Annotated in this window: 11 protein-coding genes; 4 read left to right on the top strand and 7 right to left on the bottom strand. The window is 70.4% G+C overall.

The genetic code is table 11. From position 1 onward, the window contains the following. Positions 1 to 9 precede the first annotated feature (9 nt). Together ACGF5G_RS26195 and ACGF5G_RS26190 are read left to right on the top strand one after the other, a co-directional pair. Complete coding sequence (locus ACGF5G_RS26195; protein ID WP_393267280.1) at positions 10 to 546, top strand: hypothetical protein; 537 nt, start codon at positions 10 to 12, stop codon at positions 544 to 546. Then, the gene (locus tag ACGF5G_RS26190) at positions 546 to 3,443 is read left to right on the top strand and encodes a M48 family metalloprotease (RefSeq protein WP_393267278.1); all 2,898 of its coding nucleotides are present in this window, start codon (positions 546 to 548) and stop codon (positions 3,441 to 3,443) included. Before ACGF5G_RS26195 ends, ACGF5G_RS26190 begins: the two co-directional genes overlap by 1 nt. A 52-nt stretch (positions 3,444 to 3,495) precedes the next feature. Here the strand turns inward: ACGF5G_RS26190 and ACGF5G_RS26185 are convergent, their stop codons facing one another. The 7 genes from ACGF5G_RS26185 to ACGF5G_RS26155 all read right to left on the bottom strand — a co-directional run bounded on the left by ACGF5G_RS26185 (position 3,496) and on the right by ACGF5G_RS26155 (position 12,352). After that, complete coding sequence (locus ACGF5G_RS26185) at positions 3,496 to 4,719, bottom strand: multidrug effflux MFS transporter (protein ID WP_393267275.1); 1,224 nt, start codon at positions 4,717 to 4,719, stop codon at positions 3,496 to 3,498. Between the two features lie 266 nt (positions 4,720 to 4,985). Further along, on the bottom strand, positions 4,986 to 6,356 hold the full coding sequence (locus ACGF5G_RS26180; RefSeq protein WP_393267272.1) for a PQQ-binding-like beta-propeller repeat protein: 1,371 nt from the start codon (positions 6,354 to 6,356) through the stop codon (positions 4,986 to 4,988). A 172-nt stretch (positions 6,357 to 6,528) separates the two neighbouring features. Next, positions 6,529 to 7,905 carry an FAD-dependent oxidoreductase gene (locus ACGF5G_RS26175; RefSeq protein WP_393267269.1) on the bottom strand — a complete coding sequence of 459 codons (1,377 nt, stop codon included), beginning with the start codon at positions 7,903 to 7,905 and terminating at the stop codon, positions 6,529 to 6,531. Between the two features lie 452 nt (positions 7,906 to 8,357). Further along, positions 8,358 to 9,248, bottom strand: a complete 891-nt coding sequence (locus ACGF5G_RS26170) for a peptidoglycan DD-metalloendopeptidase family protein (protein ID WP_393267266.1) — start codon at positions 9,246 to 9,248, stop codon at positions 8,358 to 8,360. A gap of 332 nt (positions 9,249 to 9,580) precedes the next feature. Beyond that, entirely contained in the window at positions 9,581 to 10,237 is a 657-nt protein-coding gene (locus ACGF5G_RS26165) for a DNA-binding response regulator (RefSeq protein ID WP_393267263.1), read from the bottom strand. After that, entirely contained in the window at positions 10,216 to 11,313 is a 1,098-nt protein-coding gene (locus tag ACGF5G_RS26160; RefSeq protein ID WP_393267260.1) for a hypothetical protein, read from the bottom strand. The genes ACGF5G_RS26165 and ACGF5G_RS26160 overlap by 22 nt, the downstream gene beginning before the upstream one ends. Then, positions 11,306 to 12,352 (bottom strand): sensor histidine kinase, encoded by a 1,047-nt coding sequence (locus ACGF5G_RS26155; RefSeq protein WP_393267257.1) that lies wholly within the window; start codon positions 12,350 to 12,352, stop codon positions 11,306 to 11,308. The genes ACGF5G_RS26160 and ACGF5G_RS26155 overlap by 8 nt, the downstream gene beginning before the upstream one ends. A gap of 348 nt (positions 12,353 to 12,700) precedes the next feature. On the opposite strand from ACGF5G_RS26155, the gene ACGF5G_RS26150 reads away from it, so the two are divergent. Together ACGF5G_RS26150 and ACGF5G_RS26145 are read left to right on the top strand one after the other, a co-directional pair. Continuing rightward, complete coding sequence (locus ACGF5G_RS26150; RefSeq protein ID WP_393267255.1) at positions 12,701 to 14,008, top strand: M23 family metallopeptidase; 1,308 nt, start codon at positions 12,701 to 12,703, stop codon at positions 14,006 to 14,008. Between the two features lie 477 nt (positions 14,009 to 14,485). Beyond that, entirely contained in the window at positions 14,486 to 15,562 is a 1,077-nt protein-coding gene (locus tag ACGF5G_RS26145; RefSeq protein WP_393267253.1) for a GH25 family lysozyme, read from the top strand. The last annotated feature ends 165 nt before the right edge of the window (positions 15,563 to 15,727 follow it).

The following is a 15,727-nucleotide window of genomic DNA, read 5'->3' as shown; positions in this document are numbered from 1 at the left end:
GGAGGTGTGGTGACCACTACTGACGAGGAAGGCGCGGCCGGCGGGGTCAAGGTGCGCGAGGTGGTCCGGGACGTGGTGGCCTCGGTCGCCCCGGAGGAGTTGCCTCTGGTGGACGGGCTGGTCGCGTTCGACGACGCCACGGTGGTACGGCGGTTGGGCACCCGGGGCAGGCGGCGTGAGCCGTTGGGTTTCGGGTGGGGCGAGGTCGTGGCGTTGGCGACCCCGGTGGTGTGGCTGGTCGTGCAGCAGCTCGCCGACCGGGCTGCCGCTTCGGCTGTGGATGGCGCGGCCAAGGGGACGAAAGCCATGCTGCGCAAGGTCTTTCGCCGGCGGGCCGCGCCCGTGGAGATCCCCGCGTTGACCCGCGAGCAACTCGGCGACGTACGGCAGCGAGTGTTGGAGATCGCCGTGCAGCGCGGCCTGGACGACGAGCGGGCCACGGCGATCGCCGACGCGCTGGTGACCCGGCTGGCGCTGACCGCGCCGGCGACACCCGTGCCGGAGCCCGTGAGCCCGGACAGGCCCGGGCCCGGGGACAGGGCGTGATGGTCGCCGAGCCTGCCCGGTCGCGGGTCGACGAGCGGGCGATGGGTGCCGGCACGACCGTGCGGTTCGCGCTGCTGGTGGTCTTGCTGCTGGTGAGCAGCGCGACCATGACGGCCAACGTCACCGCGTGGCTCTCCGACACCGACAGCGTGGAGGGCTTCGCCTGCCTGCTCGCCACCGGGATGGATCCCAACGATGCCTACAGCGCGGCCGGCGAGGCCAGCTTCATGGCCAACGTGGATGCCTACGAGGCGTGCATCGCCCGCCATGAGCGACCGCTGCCGTGGTGGATCCGCCTGGCGTGGCCGGCTCTGCTGGTGGTGTTGGCCAGCGTGCTGTTCTGGTGCCTGCATCTCTGGAAGGCGCGGCGTGGCCGGGTCGTCCCGCTGACGGCGATCGACCGTGACGGCGAGATCCTGCGCACCGTGGAGAGTCTGGCGGCGTCGGCTGGCCTGGCCCGTACGCCGAATGTCGTCGTGGATCCGGCGGCGGCCTCGGCCGGGGCGGTGGTGTTCGGCCGCAACCGCCGGCCGACGGTGTGCCTGCACGGTGGGCTGCTCGCCCGCAGGGCCACCGATCCCGAGGCGTTCCGGGCGGTCCTGCTGCACGAGTTCGCCCACATCCGCAACGGCGACGTCACCCTCGCCTACGCCACGGTGGCGGTGTGGCGGGTGTTCCTGGCGGTGGTGCTCCTCCCCTACGTCGTGTGGTGGATCATCGCGTTCCCGGGTGGGCCGTGGTCGCCGGAGTGGTCCGGTGCGGTGCCGATGGCGACCCGTAACCTCGTGCTGGCGGTCTTCCTGGTGGCGCTGATCCATCTCGCGCGGTCGGACGTGCTGCGCAGCCGGGAGATCTACGCCGATCTGGCCGCGGCGCGATGGGGTGCCGACCCCCGCCCCTGGGCGGTGGCGACCCCGGGCCCGCCCGAGGGGAGACTGAGGCGGCTGGGCGCCTCGTTCGTCGAGCTGTGGCGCACCCATCCGCGATGGGACCTGCGCCGAGAGGCGCTGGACGATCCGGCGGTGCTGTTCGGTCTGCGGTCGCTGCCGATGTTCCTGACCGGGGTCGCCGCGACTCTGATCAACTCCCAGGTGCGGTTGTACCTGAGCATGTCCGATCTGACCCGCCCGTGGCTCGGCCAGGTGGCGGCTGTCGCGGCGGCGGGGCTGGTCACCGGGCTGGTGGGGGTCGCCCTGTGGCGTGCCGTGGCCCATGCCGTGCTCACCGGACGGCGTGTGCCCTCCGGCCTGCGGGCAGGGCTGTGGCTGGGAACGGGGATGATGGCCGGCGAGCTGGTGCTGAACGACATCGTGCTCACCGAGTGGCTGCCCCAACGCCCCGCGATCCTGGTGCTGGTGGTTCTCGCCGGGGCGGCGTTCACCTGGTGGGTCGCGCAGTGCGCCCACCTGTGGCTCAGGGCATGGCCGGGCCGGACGATCCGGCCGGTGATGCTGGCGGGGTTGGCATCCGCGTGCCTTGTGTTGTCGGCATGGTTCACGTGGTGGCGCGAGTGGGGCTTTCAGTACCTGAACGGGCCGGCGTTCGACACGCGTGCGCTGCTGGAGCGCGACTACCCCGGCGAGGTGGCCGACCATCCTGCCGCGGCCAGCGTGATCGGCATCGTCCACCCGCTGTTGCACAGCCTGGACCAGCCCCTCGTCCTACCGATGGTCGCGGCCCTGTGGGCCGTGCCGCTGCTGGCCTGGACGAGCCGACGGGCTACGGCCACGCTCCGCTGGGTGCCCGGCGCGCTGCGGGAGCCGGCCGCGGCGGAGCCACCTGTGGAGCTGCCGCCGCTACGAGGGATGCTCGGAGTCGCGGCGCTGGGCGGGGTGTCGGGCTGGGTGGCCGTCGCGGGCGCGGCGGCGTACATGCATTCCTGGCAACCACCGCGTGGGCAGCGGGGCGGCCTGTACCTCTGGATCTACGAGGGCTGGGTGTTGGTGGCCCTGGTGACGGCGGCCACGGCAGCCGCCGTCGCCGCGAGCGTGGTCGCGAGTCGCCACCGGCTGCTCATCGCGATCATCACCGCCGAGCTCGCGGCGTTGATCGGCCTCTGCGGGTGGTTCGTCCTCCTGTCGTTCGACGGGTGCGTTCCACTACTGAACACCCTGGCGTCGTCCTGCCAGTGGCGTCCTGCCGCGGCCTGGCCGCTGGTCCAGCTTCTCGTGGGCCAGGTTCTCGTGGTCACCGCGGTCACGGCCGTCATCGCGGCCGCAACCGTTTCCGCGATCCGCCAGGTGTGGACACCCGGAGGGCACCACGCCAAAGCGCGTCCAGCGAGGGAAGGACGGGGCGGGCTGGTCGCCCGACGGCTGTGCGTCGGTGTGTTGTGCGCCGCCGCGGTGGGGGTCACCGTGCTGGAGGAAGCGAGCCTGTTGGACATGAAGCGCTCCTCGAAACGTGAGGCCGCGGCCAACGTGCAGCTCATGGTGCCCGTTGGTGACCCGCCGGCGGTGTCCGACGAGACAAGAGCCATGCAGGTGCTCGCGTGGAAGAACCTCGGCGCAGGGGACCTGGTGAGGCGCTACGCCGTCGCCCTCGAACGCCTCGGTACGGCACAGATCCAGGCCGCGGACGCCGCAGACGCCGCGAACAGCGCACGCGCCGAGATCGACCCGGCCACGTTCCGGCCGATCTGTGCCGACATCGGTCAGGTCGCGCGGGACGCCGACCGCTACTTCCGGGTGCCCGACCCTCAGGGCCAGGTGCACTGGCGCAGGTTCGTCGAACAAGCGGCAAAGGGTAGTCAGGAGTGCCAACAATCGCTGGACCAGGGGGATGCCGCCCTCTTCGCGGCATCAAACGACAGCATCGCCAAGGCCAGCGACGCCCTCACGTCGCTGCTCGACCGGACCGACGTGGTGCTGCGAGACGGCGGCCTGAAGCGCCCGTGACAGCGCCGGGCGGCGACGCGACCGCCGCCCGGCCACGGAACACGGCAGCTCCTCAGTGCGCTGCCACGACCACCGCCGCCGGTTCCAGTTCGGCGAGCCGGGACGGCCGCACCACCACGAGCAGGACGGCCGTCGCCGCCACCATGCCACCCGCGACCACGAGGGCCATGGCGACCGCGCCCGTGCCCAGCACGCCCACCAGGGGCGCGGCCAGCGCGCCGACGCCGAACTGCACCGCGCCGAGCAGGGCCGATGCGGTACCGGCCGCTTCCCCGTGCCGGGACAGGGCCAGGGCCGGCGCGTTCGGCATCGCAAGCCCCGCCGCGGCGAGCACCACCCACAACGACGCCAGCAGGCTCGGCAGACCGCCGAGCCCCGTCGCGGCGAAGGCGAGCAGCGCCACACCGGCGCCCGTTCCCACAGCCAGGGCGACGACGAGGATCCGCTGCGGCGAATAGCGGCGCAGCAGCCGTACGTTGAACTGCGTCGCCGCGATCAGCCCTACCGCGCCCGCACCGAAGGCCAGCCCGAACTGCTGCTCGTTCAGCCCGTACTGCTCCTGCAGGACGAACGACGACCCGGCCACGTAGGCGAACAACGCCGCCATGGCGAGCCCGGCGACCAGGACGAGGCCCACGAACGTGCGGTCCCGCAGCAGCGAGCCGTACACCACAACGGTCGCGACCACCCCGCCGCGCTGCCGCCGGTCCGCCGGCAGCGTCTCGCGCAGCCCGAGCGCGGCGACCACGACGAGCAGCACCCCGAGGACGGCCAGGGCCACGAACACGCCGCGCCAGTCCGTCCAGCGCAGCAACCCGCCACCGAGGGTCGGGGCGAGGATCGGCGCCGCCCCCATGACCAGCAGCAGCCGGGAGAGCAGCGTGGCGAAGGCCGCGCCGCTGAACAGGTCGCGGACCACGGCCATCGCGACCACCGAGGCCGCCGCCACGCCGAGGCCCTGCACCACCCGCAACACACCGAGTACCGCGATGTTCGGTGCGAGGACGCAGAGCACCGACGCCACGACGTGCAGCGCGATACCGGCGATCAGCGGCACGCGCCGCCCGACGGCGTCGGACAGCGGGCCGATCAGCAACTGGCCGACGGCGAGGCCCGCCAGCGTGCCGGTGAGGGTGAGTTGGACCGCCGCCGACGTGGTCTGGAAGTCCGCGACGATCGCGGGCAGCGCGGGCAGGTACATGTCGATGGTCAGCGGACCCACCGCGATCAGCGACCCGAGCACGAGGACGAGCCGCAGGCGTTGCCTTGCGCTCATCAGGTCACCCGGCGTCCCCGAGGCGGCGGGACCAGCGGGAGCATCGACGGTAGCGGTCATCGGTTCGTCTCCGACCGGTCGACCCGCAGCCGCGGGGACTGTGCAGAAGTCATAACTGGCTCCAAATACCGACCCGGGTGATCTCATTCCCCCGCGGGCCAGGACGCAACGGAGATCACACCGCGGCCTCTCTGCTCGGCGGCCAATCTGCAGAGACCGGACGTCGCCTACCAGGTGAACGAACGCGGCCGGCGGGACGGACCGGTTCAGAAGGTGTGCAGATCCAGGGTGATCCCGTCCGATCCCCCGGGATGGCTCACCGCGACCCAGTCGTCCCCGGCGCCCGCGAGCCAACCGGGGTAACGGCCGAGCTGGCGGCCGGTCGGCACGTCGTAGACGATCACGAACGGCCGGCCGCCCGTCGCAGCGCTGACCGCCACGAACCGTCCGGTCACGGTCGACCGCCAGCTCGCCGACCCACCGGAGAGCCCCGGATCCGGCGCGGTCCACCGCGACGCGCCGGTGGTCATGTCGAGCAGCTCCAGCTCACCCTCGTCGGCGTTGCGCCGCACCAGCACCGACCGGTCGTCCCCGTCGATCGGTACGCCGGAGGTGGCACCCTCCCACTCCGCCTTGCCGTTGCGCAGGTCCACCAACTGTGGCCGGCCGGTCGCGCTGACCGCGACGAGCCGGGTGCCGGCCCCGATCAGGACCAGCCCGCTCTGATGGTTCGTCAACCGCTTGACGCACTCACCATCCTCGTTACGCCCGCTGAAGACCTCACCGGACCAGCCTCTGGCACCGGTTGCCGCGTTGACGGTGTCGATGCTGACGGTGCACTGCCGATCACCCCGGGGTGGATCGTTGTCGGTGGTCACCAGCAGGTCGCCTGCGACGAAGCCGTACCAGGCCCGGCTCGGCAACCGCCCGGCCCCAGCCTTGCCGGTGGTGGTCGCGACTGCCGTGTAGGTAGGGGCGGACGCGCTCAGCCGCACCGCCACGTACCGCCCGGTGGGCGGGGCATACGGCATACGCGCACCGAGCGCGACGTCGGTCACCCGAACGAACCGGTCGGCGGCCAGTTTCCAGAGCTGACGGCCGTCCCGGACGTCCCGGGCAATGACCACGCACTTCGCCGACTGCCCTGTGCCTACGCACTCCTTGTTGTAGACGACCTGTTGCTGGACGATGACGTCCTGGGTGTCCTCGGCCCGCCAGCGGGTGGCGCCGGTGACCGCGTCGAGCACCTCCAGCGGTCCTCCGTCGCTGGCGCTCGCGACGATCAGACCGTCGGTGACCGCGTACTGATAGCTCGTCGGGAACGGATGGCGCCACCGGTCCTGCCCGGTGGACCGGTCCACCGCCCGGAGTTCCCGCTCGTCGGGCACGACGATCAGCTGGCCGATCTGCGCCAGCTGATCGACGAGCCGGTTGACCGACACCGACCAGACCGGGTCGGGGCCCTCCTGCCCCGGCCGGCTGCCCCGGCCCCGTAGGGTCTCCTGGCTCACCTCGATCTGCGGCGCAGGCCGCTCCGGCGGCTCCGCCCGAGGCCCGGCGCACGCGGCGAGCCCGAGGACCAGGCTCAGGGCCGTTCCGGCGAGGCTCCATCGAGGCGGGCGGTACGACGGTGACAACGGTCTCTCCTTCGATCGGTGGCGAAGGCCCCACCGTAGGACCCGCCCGCACCCGGGCGCCGACCTGAAGCGCTCGCCCGACTCACCGCCGCAGCTGTCCCGGCCGAAACCGGATCGCGACCAGGTCGACCGCGGCGTCGCGGTGGGCCCGGGCTACGTGCCGGTGGCGCCGTCAGGGTGCCCGACGGTTGGCGCGCAGGGCGGCCAGCACCACGCCCGGTGTGGCCAGCGACCTCGGATGCGCACGCATGGAGACGACCTCGTTGAACCGCCGCGCGACCGCCACGTCCGTGACGGTCGCCGTGACGATCTGCCGGCTGATCCAACTCGAGAACCGGTGGCCGCGCGGGTAGGGCCCGTCGACGTGCGGCAGGGCCAGGTCGGCGGAGGTGGACGTCGACCACGCGGCGTCGACCACGACCCGCTGCCAGTCGAAGAACCGGCGCGCGGGCAGGGCCGGATCCGGCCGTTCCCGCAGGTACGCCGACAGGCAGGCCGCGTGCAGGGCCGCCGCCGTCATCCCCTGCCCGTACACCGGGTTGAACGACGCGACCGCGTCGCCGACGCTCACCAGCCGGGCCGGGAACCGCTTTAGCGCGTGGAAGTCCCGCCGCCGGCTGTCGGCATGGCGGTAGGTCCGGACGTCGCCGAGCATCTCGTTCCCGGCGACGTCACCGAACTCCGGTGGGAACTGGTCCCGCAGCCGCCGCACGAAATCCTCGGCGGTGCTTCCCGGGCGGTTGGCGCCGTACCCGGCCATCATCGCCATCCACCGGCCGTCCTCGACGGCGAAGACCGCGGCACCGGCCACGTCCGGCGACGTCCCCGGAGTGTGCAGCGCCATGACGACCGTGAGGTCGGGAGCCGGCTCCCGACGTCGGAACAGGGCCGTCGCGTAGTTCAGGTTCACGGTCATCCGCCGCGTGACGGGGCGGTCCCAGCCGGCGTGCCCCAGCCACTCGGACAGCCTGCTCGAACGCCCCATGGCGTCCACCACGAAGTCACCGCTCTCGACGCCGGGCACCCCGCCGACGTCGCAGCGGACGCCGGTGGCCGCGCCACCGTCGAGCACGAGACCCGTGGCGCGGGCCACGACCGTCTTGACGTTGGGCAGTCGAAGCACCTGCTGACGGATCAGCCCCTCCAGCAGCGGCCGGGTGCCCGTCAGGCTGTCGGCGTCGTCGGGCACGACAACCTTCAGCCGGCCGTCGAGGTAGGCGCGTCTGGTCCCGGGGGGAGCCTCGATCGCTCCCTGGGCCAGCGCCTGTTCGCGGAAGCCGGGAAACAGGCGTTCGAGCTGGAGGAAGCCGCCGGGCAGGAGCGCGTGCAACTGCGTCCCCTGTGGCACGCCCCGCCGACCGCCGGTCAGATGCAGGTCGTCCCGGTCGACGACGACGACGCTCTCCGCGTGGTCGGACAACACCCGGGCGGCCAGCAGGCCAGCGACACTGCCGCCGACCACGACGGCCCTGCCCATGACCGGAGACTGCCGGGCGGCTGGTCGCACGGCGTTCAACGCGGCGAAGACCCTGGTCGGGGAGAGGGGCATCGTGCTCTCCAAGGGGGTACGAGAGGTGCTGCGCACGCGCCTGCCGAGCGGCCTGCGCGTACGCGGCCCCACGGGACAGACCGGCCGACATGACGCTCGTCGATCGTCGCACAGCTCGGCAGTTGACCGGCGCGGTCCTCGCTGGTCGATGCGGGCCAAGTCGAAGGCGGGCTCTTGGCGCCCGGCCGGGGCGGGTCTGTGGATCTAACGGTGTTTCCGGCCTGACAGCCCCCTCACCTCGGAGTCAGACCCGGGCGGTGAGACCGTCACATCTTCTGGAACCTCGGTGCTCTGTTGGTCACCGTGGCTGGGCTGTGCCGGCGGTATCGGTGCCGGCGCAGCCCAGTCGTGGGTAGTTGGGTCTCCTCGTGCCGGGTGGACATAGCGAGTGGGGTTCGCGGTTCGTGGTTTCCGTGCCGAGGCTTGGTTGGCGGCGGTGGTCTGGGGAGGGATCAGTCCCACTGGTCCTGGTTGAGGAAGCGGGCGAAGCCCCGCCACGAGTTCGGTCCCATCACCCCGTCGATCGGGCCGGTGTAGCCCCAGCCGGAGGCGAGTCGCTGCACCGCCTTCCAGGTGTTCGGCCCCGGTACGCCGTCGATGGGGCCGGTGTAGCCGTAGTTGCGCATGGCTCGTTGCAGCGCGGCGTACGTGTTCACGCCGGGCACGCCGTCGATCGGGCCGGTGTAGCCGGCGGTGATCCGTAGCCAGTTCTGCATCCGTTGGTAGAAGATCGGGCCGGGGATGCCGTCCTGCTCGGTGGTCGTCTTGGGCAGGCCGCCGCCACCCGGGTTCTGGCTGATGTAGGTCAGCGGGTTGATGCGTACCCCGCTCGGGTTGATCATGTGCCAGTGCAGGTGCGGGCCGGTGGAGCTGCCCGACCCGGGGGCACCCACAGCGCCGCCCGACCGTCCCACGATCGTCCCGGCGCCGACCGCGGTCCCGTTGGCCAGCAGAAACTGTGACAGGTGCATGTACTGGCTGCGGTAACCGTCCGCGTGGTAGATCGTGACGGTGTGCCCGCCCGTCCCGTTGTAGGGGATGTTCTGGATCGTGCCGGCGCCGCAGGCCGGCAGCGCGGTGCCGACCCCCATCCCGAAGTCGATCCCGCCGAGCGACCCGTAGTCGAGGTGGTCCTGCCAGGTTCCGGTGATCGGGTAGCCGGTGAACGGGTTGTAGATCACCGGTGCCGCCTGGGCGGTCCCGGGAAGACCGACGATCCCACCACCGACAACGAGGGCACCGGCGGTCAACGTCGTACTGCGCAGCAACGTACGGCGGCTGAGCCCGGCCGGTGGCCGGTCTGTCGCACCACCACAGCAGTTGGGCTGAATCTCCTCACCCATCATCGGCTCCTCATCCGTCTTTGTCGTGCGTGGATGGCGACGAGACTAGGGGCATCGGGCTGTACAAATATCGGTTGATCGACCGATCAGGGGAAAGGCGCCAGATGGCGACCGAGGCCACCTCGGGGCAGGAGCCGGCCGTGTGGCCGGTGGGTGCGGTGACGGATGAGCCGTGATCGCGATGCTGGTCGATCGGGCTCGTGGTGACGGGATGAAGGCCGACGTTGGCGCGTCGGCCAGGAAGGCACGCCAGCTGACCGCAGTCGTCGAGGACGGGCGAGGCGTGCGTTCGACCGACAGCCGTCCTGGCAGGAAGCCAACCACGCACACCATCACAGATCGTCGACCTGGATCAACCCATCCTGGATGGCGCGCGCTACCAACATCGCCTTGGTGGGGGCCGCCCGGCCGCGCATCGCGTACTTGATCCGAATATGCTCCAGATGGGAGTTGACCGTGCTCAGCGAAATCCCCAGGCGCTGAGCCACGAACTCCTTGGAGTGCGACTGGAACCACTGGATCAGCACCTCGGTCTCGCGCGCCGACAACACCGGCCGGTGGGCGGAGCGGTCGCCGGCGAGCGCGCCCGCCAGGGATGGCGCGGTGTACGCCTGGCCGGCCGCTGCGGCCCTGGTGGCATTGAGGAGATGCTCGGTGCCCTCAGCCTTCGTCAGGTAGCTCAGCGCGCCCAACTCCAGGCACTGAAGTGCGATCACGTCGTCAGCGCGCATCGAGTAGACGACGACCCGCCGCCCCGCCTGCACCAGTCTGCGTAGGTCGCCCATCGCCGGGGTCGGTCCGCCCAGGTGCAGGTCGAGGATGACCACGTCGGCCTGGGCACCTTCACCGAGCCACGCGACGCGGACGTCACTGCCCGAGGCGGCCACCCGTATCGGCGGTGTGCCGGAGGACAGCCAGTGGGTCACCCCGGCCAGCACGGCTGGGTGGTCATCGACGATTACGGCGCTCAGCTGCTCCTCGTCTGCCATCTGGCCTCCATTCGCACGGACTCGCCATAGGTGTCACAGTCGACTACGACCTGTGCGGAGGCTGCGGTGACCACGTCGGTGCCGACGTCCGCCATCACGGCGACCCGCACGTCCTCGTGGGTGCGCAGCACACTCACCCGCGCGTGGGACCGTGCCGCAGCCAACGTCGCCACGACGGGGCTGGTGAGTTCCCGACGCACGTCGGGGGGCACCGCCACGGCCGCGCCGCTGACCGCCAGCGACACCTCGATGCCGCGTCGTTCGGCCTCATCGACACACGCGGTGACTTCGTGCACCAGCGGATCAGGGACCTCGTCGTTCTCAGCGAACAACCTGCGGAGCTGGGTCGCCGCAAGGGAGCACCGTCGTCGGGTGTCGTCGTCGCGGGGGTCCAGCACGCCATCGGCCAAGTCCGCCAGCAGCGGCAGTGTCACGCCCAACTGCCCGGCGAAGACGGTGCGCTGTTCCCGATCCCACTGCTCGACCGCCATCACCCTGGTGATCAGCTGCTCCTGCTCGGCGGCCACTGACATCGCCTGACGGGTTCTGTGGTGCAGCATCCGCGAGATCGGCACGACCGCCAGCTGGATGCTGGCAGTGCCGAACGCGACGATGCCCGCGGCACCGATCCCCGCGCGGTCCGGCATGACCGCCAACAGGAATTGGCCAACGCTCGCCGTCAGATGCACGGCCATGGCGGTGAGCAGCACGGGCACGCGGTCCAGGAGCAGCAGCAACAGGTGCCACCCCACCAGGCCGAACGACCAGTCCGGTGTGCCGAAGTGCTGGCCCGGTGGCAGGACGCGGGTGGCACCGGCCGAGGCTCCCAGCGTGACCGCCGTGCCGACCACCACGACGACGGCCGGTATGGGCTGTCGGCGCACCACCCACACGCCACAGGCCGCCGTGACGAGCGCCAGTGCCGTGAAGGCGGCCACGGCGACCCACCTCGGCTGGTACTCATATTCGATCAGCGGCCATACACACAGCCCGAATTGCACGACGGCGGTGATGCACAGCAGCGCAATCCGCATCGTTGGGTGCACGTGGTCGCGCGCGGCGCGGCTCTCAGGCACCGGGCCACACCAGCCGCACCGAGGTCCCCGTACCGGGGCGCGAGCTGACAAGGGCGCTGCCGCCGGCCGCGGTCATGCGTTCGACGATCGAGCCGCGAATGCCGCGGCGGGAGTGCGGCACCTCGCCAGGGCAGAACCCCACGCCCGCGTCGTCGACCGCAACGACTACGCGATCCTCCTCGACGTGGATGCTCAGCGTGGCGTCGCGTACGCCGGCGTGCCGCTCGACGTTGGCCAGTGCTTCACGTACCGCCCGCACCAGCGCGAGTGCCGCCGACGCGGGCACCACCGCCCCTTCCCGCCAGAGGACGTCGACGGTCAGTGGAGTTCGGTCCACGACGGAGCGCAGCGCGGCCTTCAGGTCGACCAGGCTGTCCTGCGAGGCCTGTCCACCCGTTGCGCCTGTGAGCACGGTCAGGTCGTGCCGTGCGTACTCGGCCACCTGCCTGGGGTCGATGTCCCGGCCGTGCGCTGTTACCAGGAGAAACGTCGCCGAGGCCGTGTCGTGCAACAACGCGAGGAGCTCCCGTTCCTGCGAGTGCCGCGCCACCGCCACCGCCTCGGCCCGCGCCAGCGCTGCCCGGCGTGCCCGCAACACGTCCACGCGCCTGCTGGACCGCTGCAACAACACGAACGCCAGACGCGCCATGACGCACTCGAGCAGCAGCCGCAGGCCGACCGCGCTCCCCTCGTCGACGCCAACCACGGCGAAGCCGACCACGAGCAGCCCGGCCGTGACGGGCAGCGACACCTTCGGCGGCCAGTCCCACTGCAGAGTGATCGACGTCGTGGTCAGCGCGTTGAGTGCCCACTGATTGGGCTTTCCATCAATCCACTCCTGCGTCACGCAGATCGCCGCAACACGCGCCACCGCGAACGTAAGCGCCAGTGGCGCCGCGCGCTCGGAGAACCCGGCCTGGCAGTCCACCACGGCACCGACCACCATCAGCCCGAACAGTGCGAACCCTTGCGGCAGGGCATCGCCGGGAACCGTCAGAAGCCCGAATGCGCTGATGAGCAATAGCAGGAACCCACGCATGGGCGCCGCGTACCGGCGTGCTGAGGCCAGGAACTCCGCCTCTACGCTGCCCGGCCCTGAACTCGACGGCATGGCGATCTGTCATGTCCCGCGGCAGGAGCAGGAGGCCTGCGGCCGCGTCACGAGACTGCGATCGGCTTCGATAACCACGCGAGGACCCTAACAACGGAGCCCCGCCCTATTTCACACCGGCCGGTGCCGTCGGCGTGATGTAGCTCGACGGTCTGGGATGGTGTGTCTGGGGAGTGGTTCCCTGCCCTGAATGGCCGTCGGTCGAACGCACGATGCCTGCCGTTCGTGCCCTGTCTAGGTTCGGCGCACAGCACCCCTCTATGTGGGAGTCGGTTGATGGCAGGCGACGGGTTCAGCAGACGGACCTTCTTGTACGCAACGGTGGCGGCCGGTACCGCCACTGCGGTCGGTATCGGGGCGCGCGCGGCCGAGGCAGCCGTCCCGGGTTTCTACAACCCCTTCAGTGGCTATCCGATCACTGGGACCTGGCAGGAACATCTCAACCGGGGGTCGCTCGGCGGCATCGACTACGGCATGCCCGTCGGCACGCAGCTGCCCGCTGCGGGCGGCGGTGTCGTGACCAACGATCCGAACAACGGCACCGGCGGCTACACCGTCACCGTTCAGCACGACAACGGCTACCGCACCCAGTACCTGCACCTGTCGCAGTTCCTACTGGCCAACGGCACGCGGGTCGGCACGGGCGAGATCGTCGGGTTGTCCGGCGGGGCGGTTGGTGCACCGGGATCCGGCTCGTCCACCGGCCCGCACCTGCACTGGCACATGATCGATCCGAGCGGCACCCGCATCAACCCGCTGGTCTACCTGGATGGCGCGGGAACGAGCCCGCCCCCGGCGGATACGCAGGTCTTTGAGACCGCGGACAGCACTGGTTGGCGGCCGTTGCCGGTCGGGTATGACGGGCAACCCGTTCTCGCGGGCGCGGTCAGCGCGGTGCTTCGCGCGGACGGCACCAAGATTGTCTACACGGTGCGCGATGGTCGTTTATATGAGGCAGCCAGCAACACCGGGTGGCGGAATCTGCAGGTACCCAACCACGACCAGGTCTCCGCGGTGTCGGCGATCCCCTACAACGGCGCGGTCGTGGTGTACACGGTGCGTGGGGGCGCGGTGTACGAGTCGAGCAGCGCCAACTGGCAGCCCCTGCTGGTCGGCCACAACGGGCAACCCGTCCACGGAACCGCGATCAGCGCGGTGCTTCGCGCGGACGGCACCAAGATTGTCTACACGGTGCGCGATGGTCGTTTATATGAGGCAGCCAGCAACACCGGGTGGCGGAATCTGCAGGTACCCAACCACGACCAGGTCTCCGCGGTGTCGGCGATCCCCTACAACGGCGCGGTCGTGGTGTACACGGTGCGTGGGGGCGCGGTGTACGAGTCGAGCAGCGCCAACTGGCAGCCCCTGCTGGTCGGCTACAACGGGCAACCCGTCCACGGAACCGCGGTGTCAGCGATCGCCAGAACCGATGGCACGAGGATCATCTATACGGTGCGGGACGGCTACGTACACGAAGCAGCCAGCAACACCGGCTGGCAAAACCTCCGCGTTCCCAACCTCACGGGCACCAACGCGGTCGCCGCACTCAACGCCAACGGAATCAAAATCCTCTACACCCGTTAACGTGATCCTGAACCTGCAGCCGCTCGGCATCGACCCGACTGGCCATAGACAACCCTTGGCTGAACATTCCTCTTGTCGACGCGAAGATTCAAACCAGGGCTGCCGGTGGCCGGCGGGCACGATGCCGGGGCGTTCGGTGACCTGCTCGCGTCGGCCGGAGGCGCACAGCTCGCCGTTGACCCGCGCCACGGCACCGTGACCATCCAGGCTGGAACCAGTTGCCTCCGGCCGACCCGCCGCACCGCCTGGGCCAGCCACACCGCACGTTGCCCGGGCGGTGTGGGTGCCGTCGTTGCGCAAGGTAAGTGAGTGCGGGCGGGGTTCGACGTCCGGCAGGGAGTAGCCACCCGGGGCGGCGTTGGTGGCGCTGACGCCGGACGAGTTCAGTCAGGCGGATCAGGGTGCGGTGAGCGGCGAATAGCAGCCGGACGCAAGTTAGGCCTGATTTAGCAACGACTTTTCGACGGGAGATTCAACATGACCGCTTTCCTGGGGCGGCTTGCGGTGGTGGCCGCAGTTGCCTTCGTGTTGCCGCTGAGCGCAGCGGCGGCCCCTGCCGCCGCAGCGCTGCCGGCCGGCACGGTGTCCGGCATTGACGTTTCTACCTGGCAAGCCGGTATCGACTTCACCGATGTCGGCGCCGACGGCTACCAGTTCGTGATCGTGAAGGCTGGCGGCTCCCAACTGTCGGAGGGCCCGTACACCGGCTCGCAGTACGCGATCCAGGTGGATGGTGCACGGGCAGCGGGGCTCAAGGTTGGCCACTACTGGCTCGCTGGAGAATTCCAAGCCCCCGTTCAGGCTGCCGACTACTTTGCCGACCACCTGCACGACTATCGGCCTGGCGACGTGATCGCGCTGGACAACGAGGTGCTCGACGACTCGACGAGGCTGTGGAACGACACCGAGGTCGCGACATTCTTCCAGCGCATGCGCGACCGGATCGGCAACCACGTGCCCTGGCTGTACATGGGTGCGGCAGACCTGCGCTCCGGGACGTGGCCTCGAACGATCGCGGCCGGCGTGAAGCTCTGGGTGGCGTCGTGGGGCGCCAACAACGGCAGCTACCCCGGAGAGCCGAACCTGGGCGGCGCCTACCCGACATGGAGTGCGCACCAGTACAGTTCGTCCGGATCGACAGGCGGTATCGCATCCGTGGACCTGAACGTGGCCAAGCCGAGCGCGTTCAAGATCGTTGACGGCGCACCGGTCGACCCGCCGCCGGACGACCCACTGCCCAAGACCACCACCGAGCAGGACGGCATCCCCGGCCCGATCTTCTACCAACGGATGCAGAACTGGCTACGGATCACCGCCGGCTACACCGGCCCGATCGACGGCGTGCCCGGCGTGAACACGTACGCCGCGCTGCAACGAGCCATGCGCAACTACGGCTACACCGGCCCCATCGACGGCGTACCGGGGCCGAACACCTGGAAGGCGGTGCAGCGACTCGCCTCCGGCTGGGGCTACACCGGCCCGATCGACGGGGTGATGGGACCGAACTCGTGGCGGGGCTTCGCCCGCTTCCTCAACCAGGACCAGTGGGACTGACCCCTCCCCAGACCACCGCCGCCAACCAAGCCTCGGCACGGAAACCACGAACCGCGAACCCCACTCGCTATGTCCACCCGGCACGAGGAGACCCAACCACCCACGACTGGGCTGCGCCGGCACCGATACCGCCGGCACAGCCCAGCCACGGTGACCAACAGAGCA

This window comes from Micromonospora sp. NPDC047730 (assembly GCF_043204765.1).
Classification (GTDB): domain Bacteria; phylum Actinomycetota; class Actinomycetes; order Mycobacteriales; family Micromonosporaceae; genus Micromonospora.
This window is presented reverse-complemented; position numbering and strand designations above follow the sequence as displayed.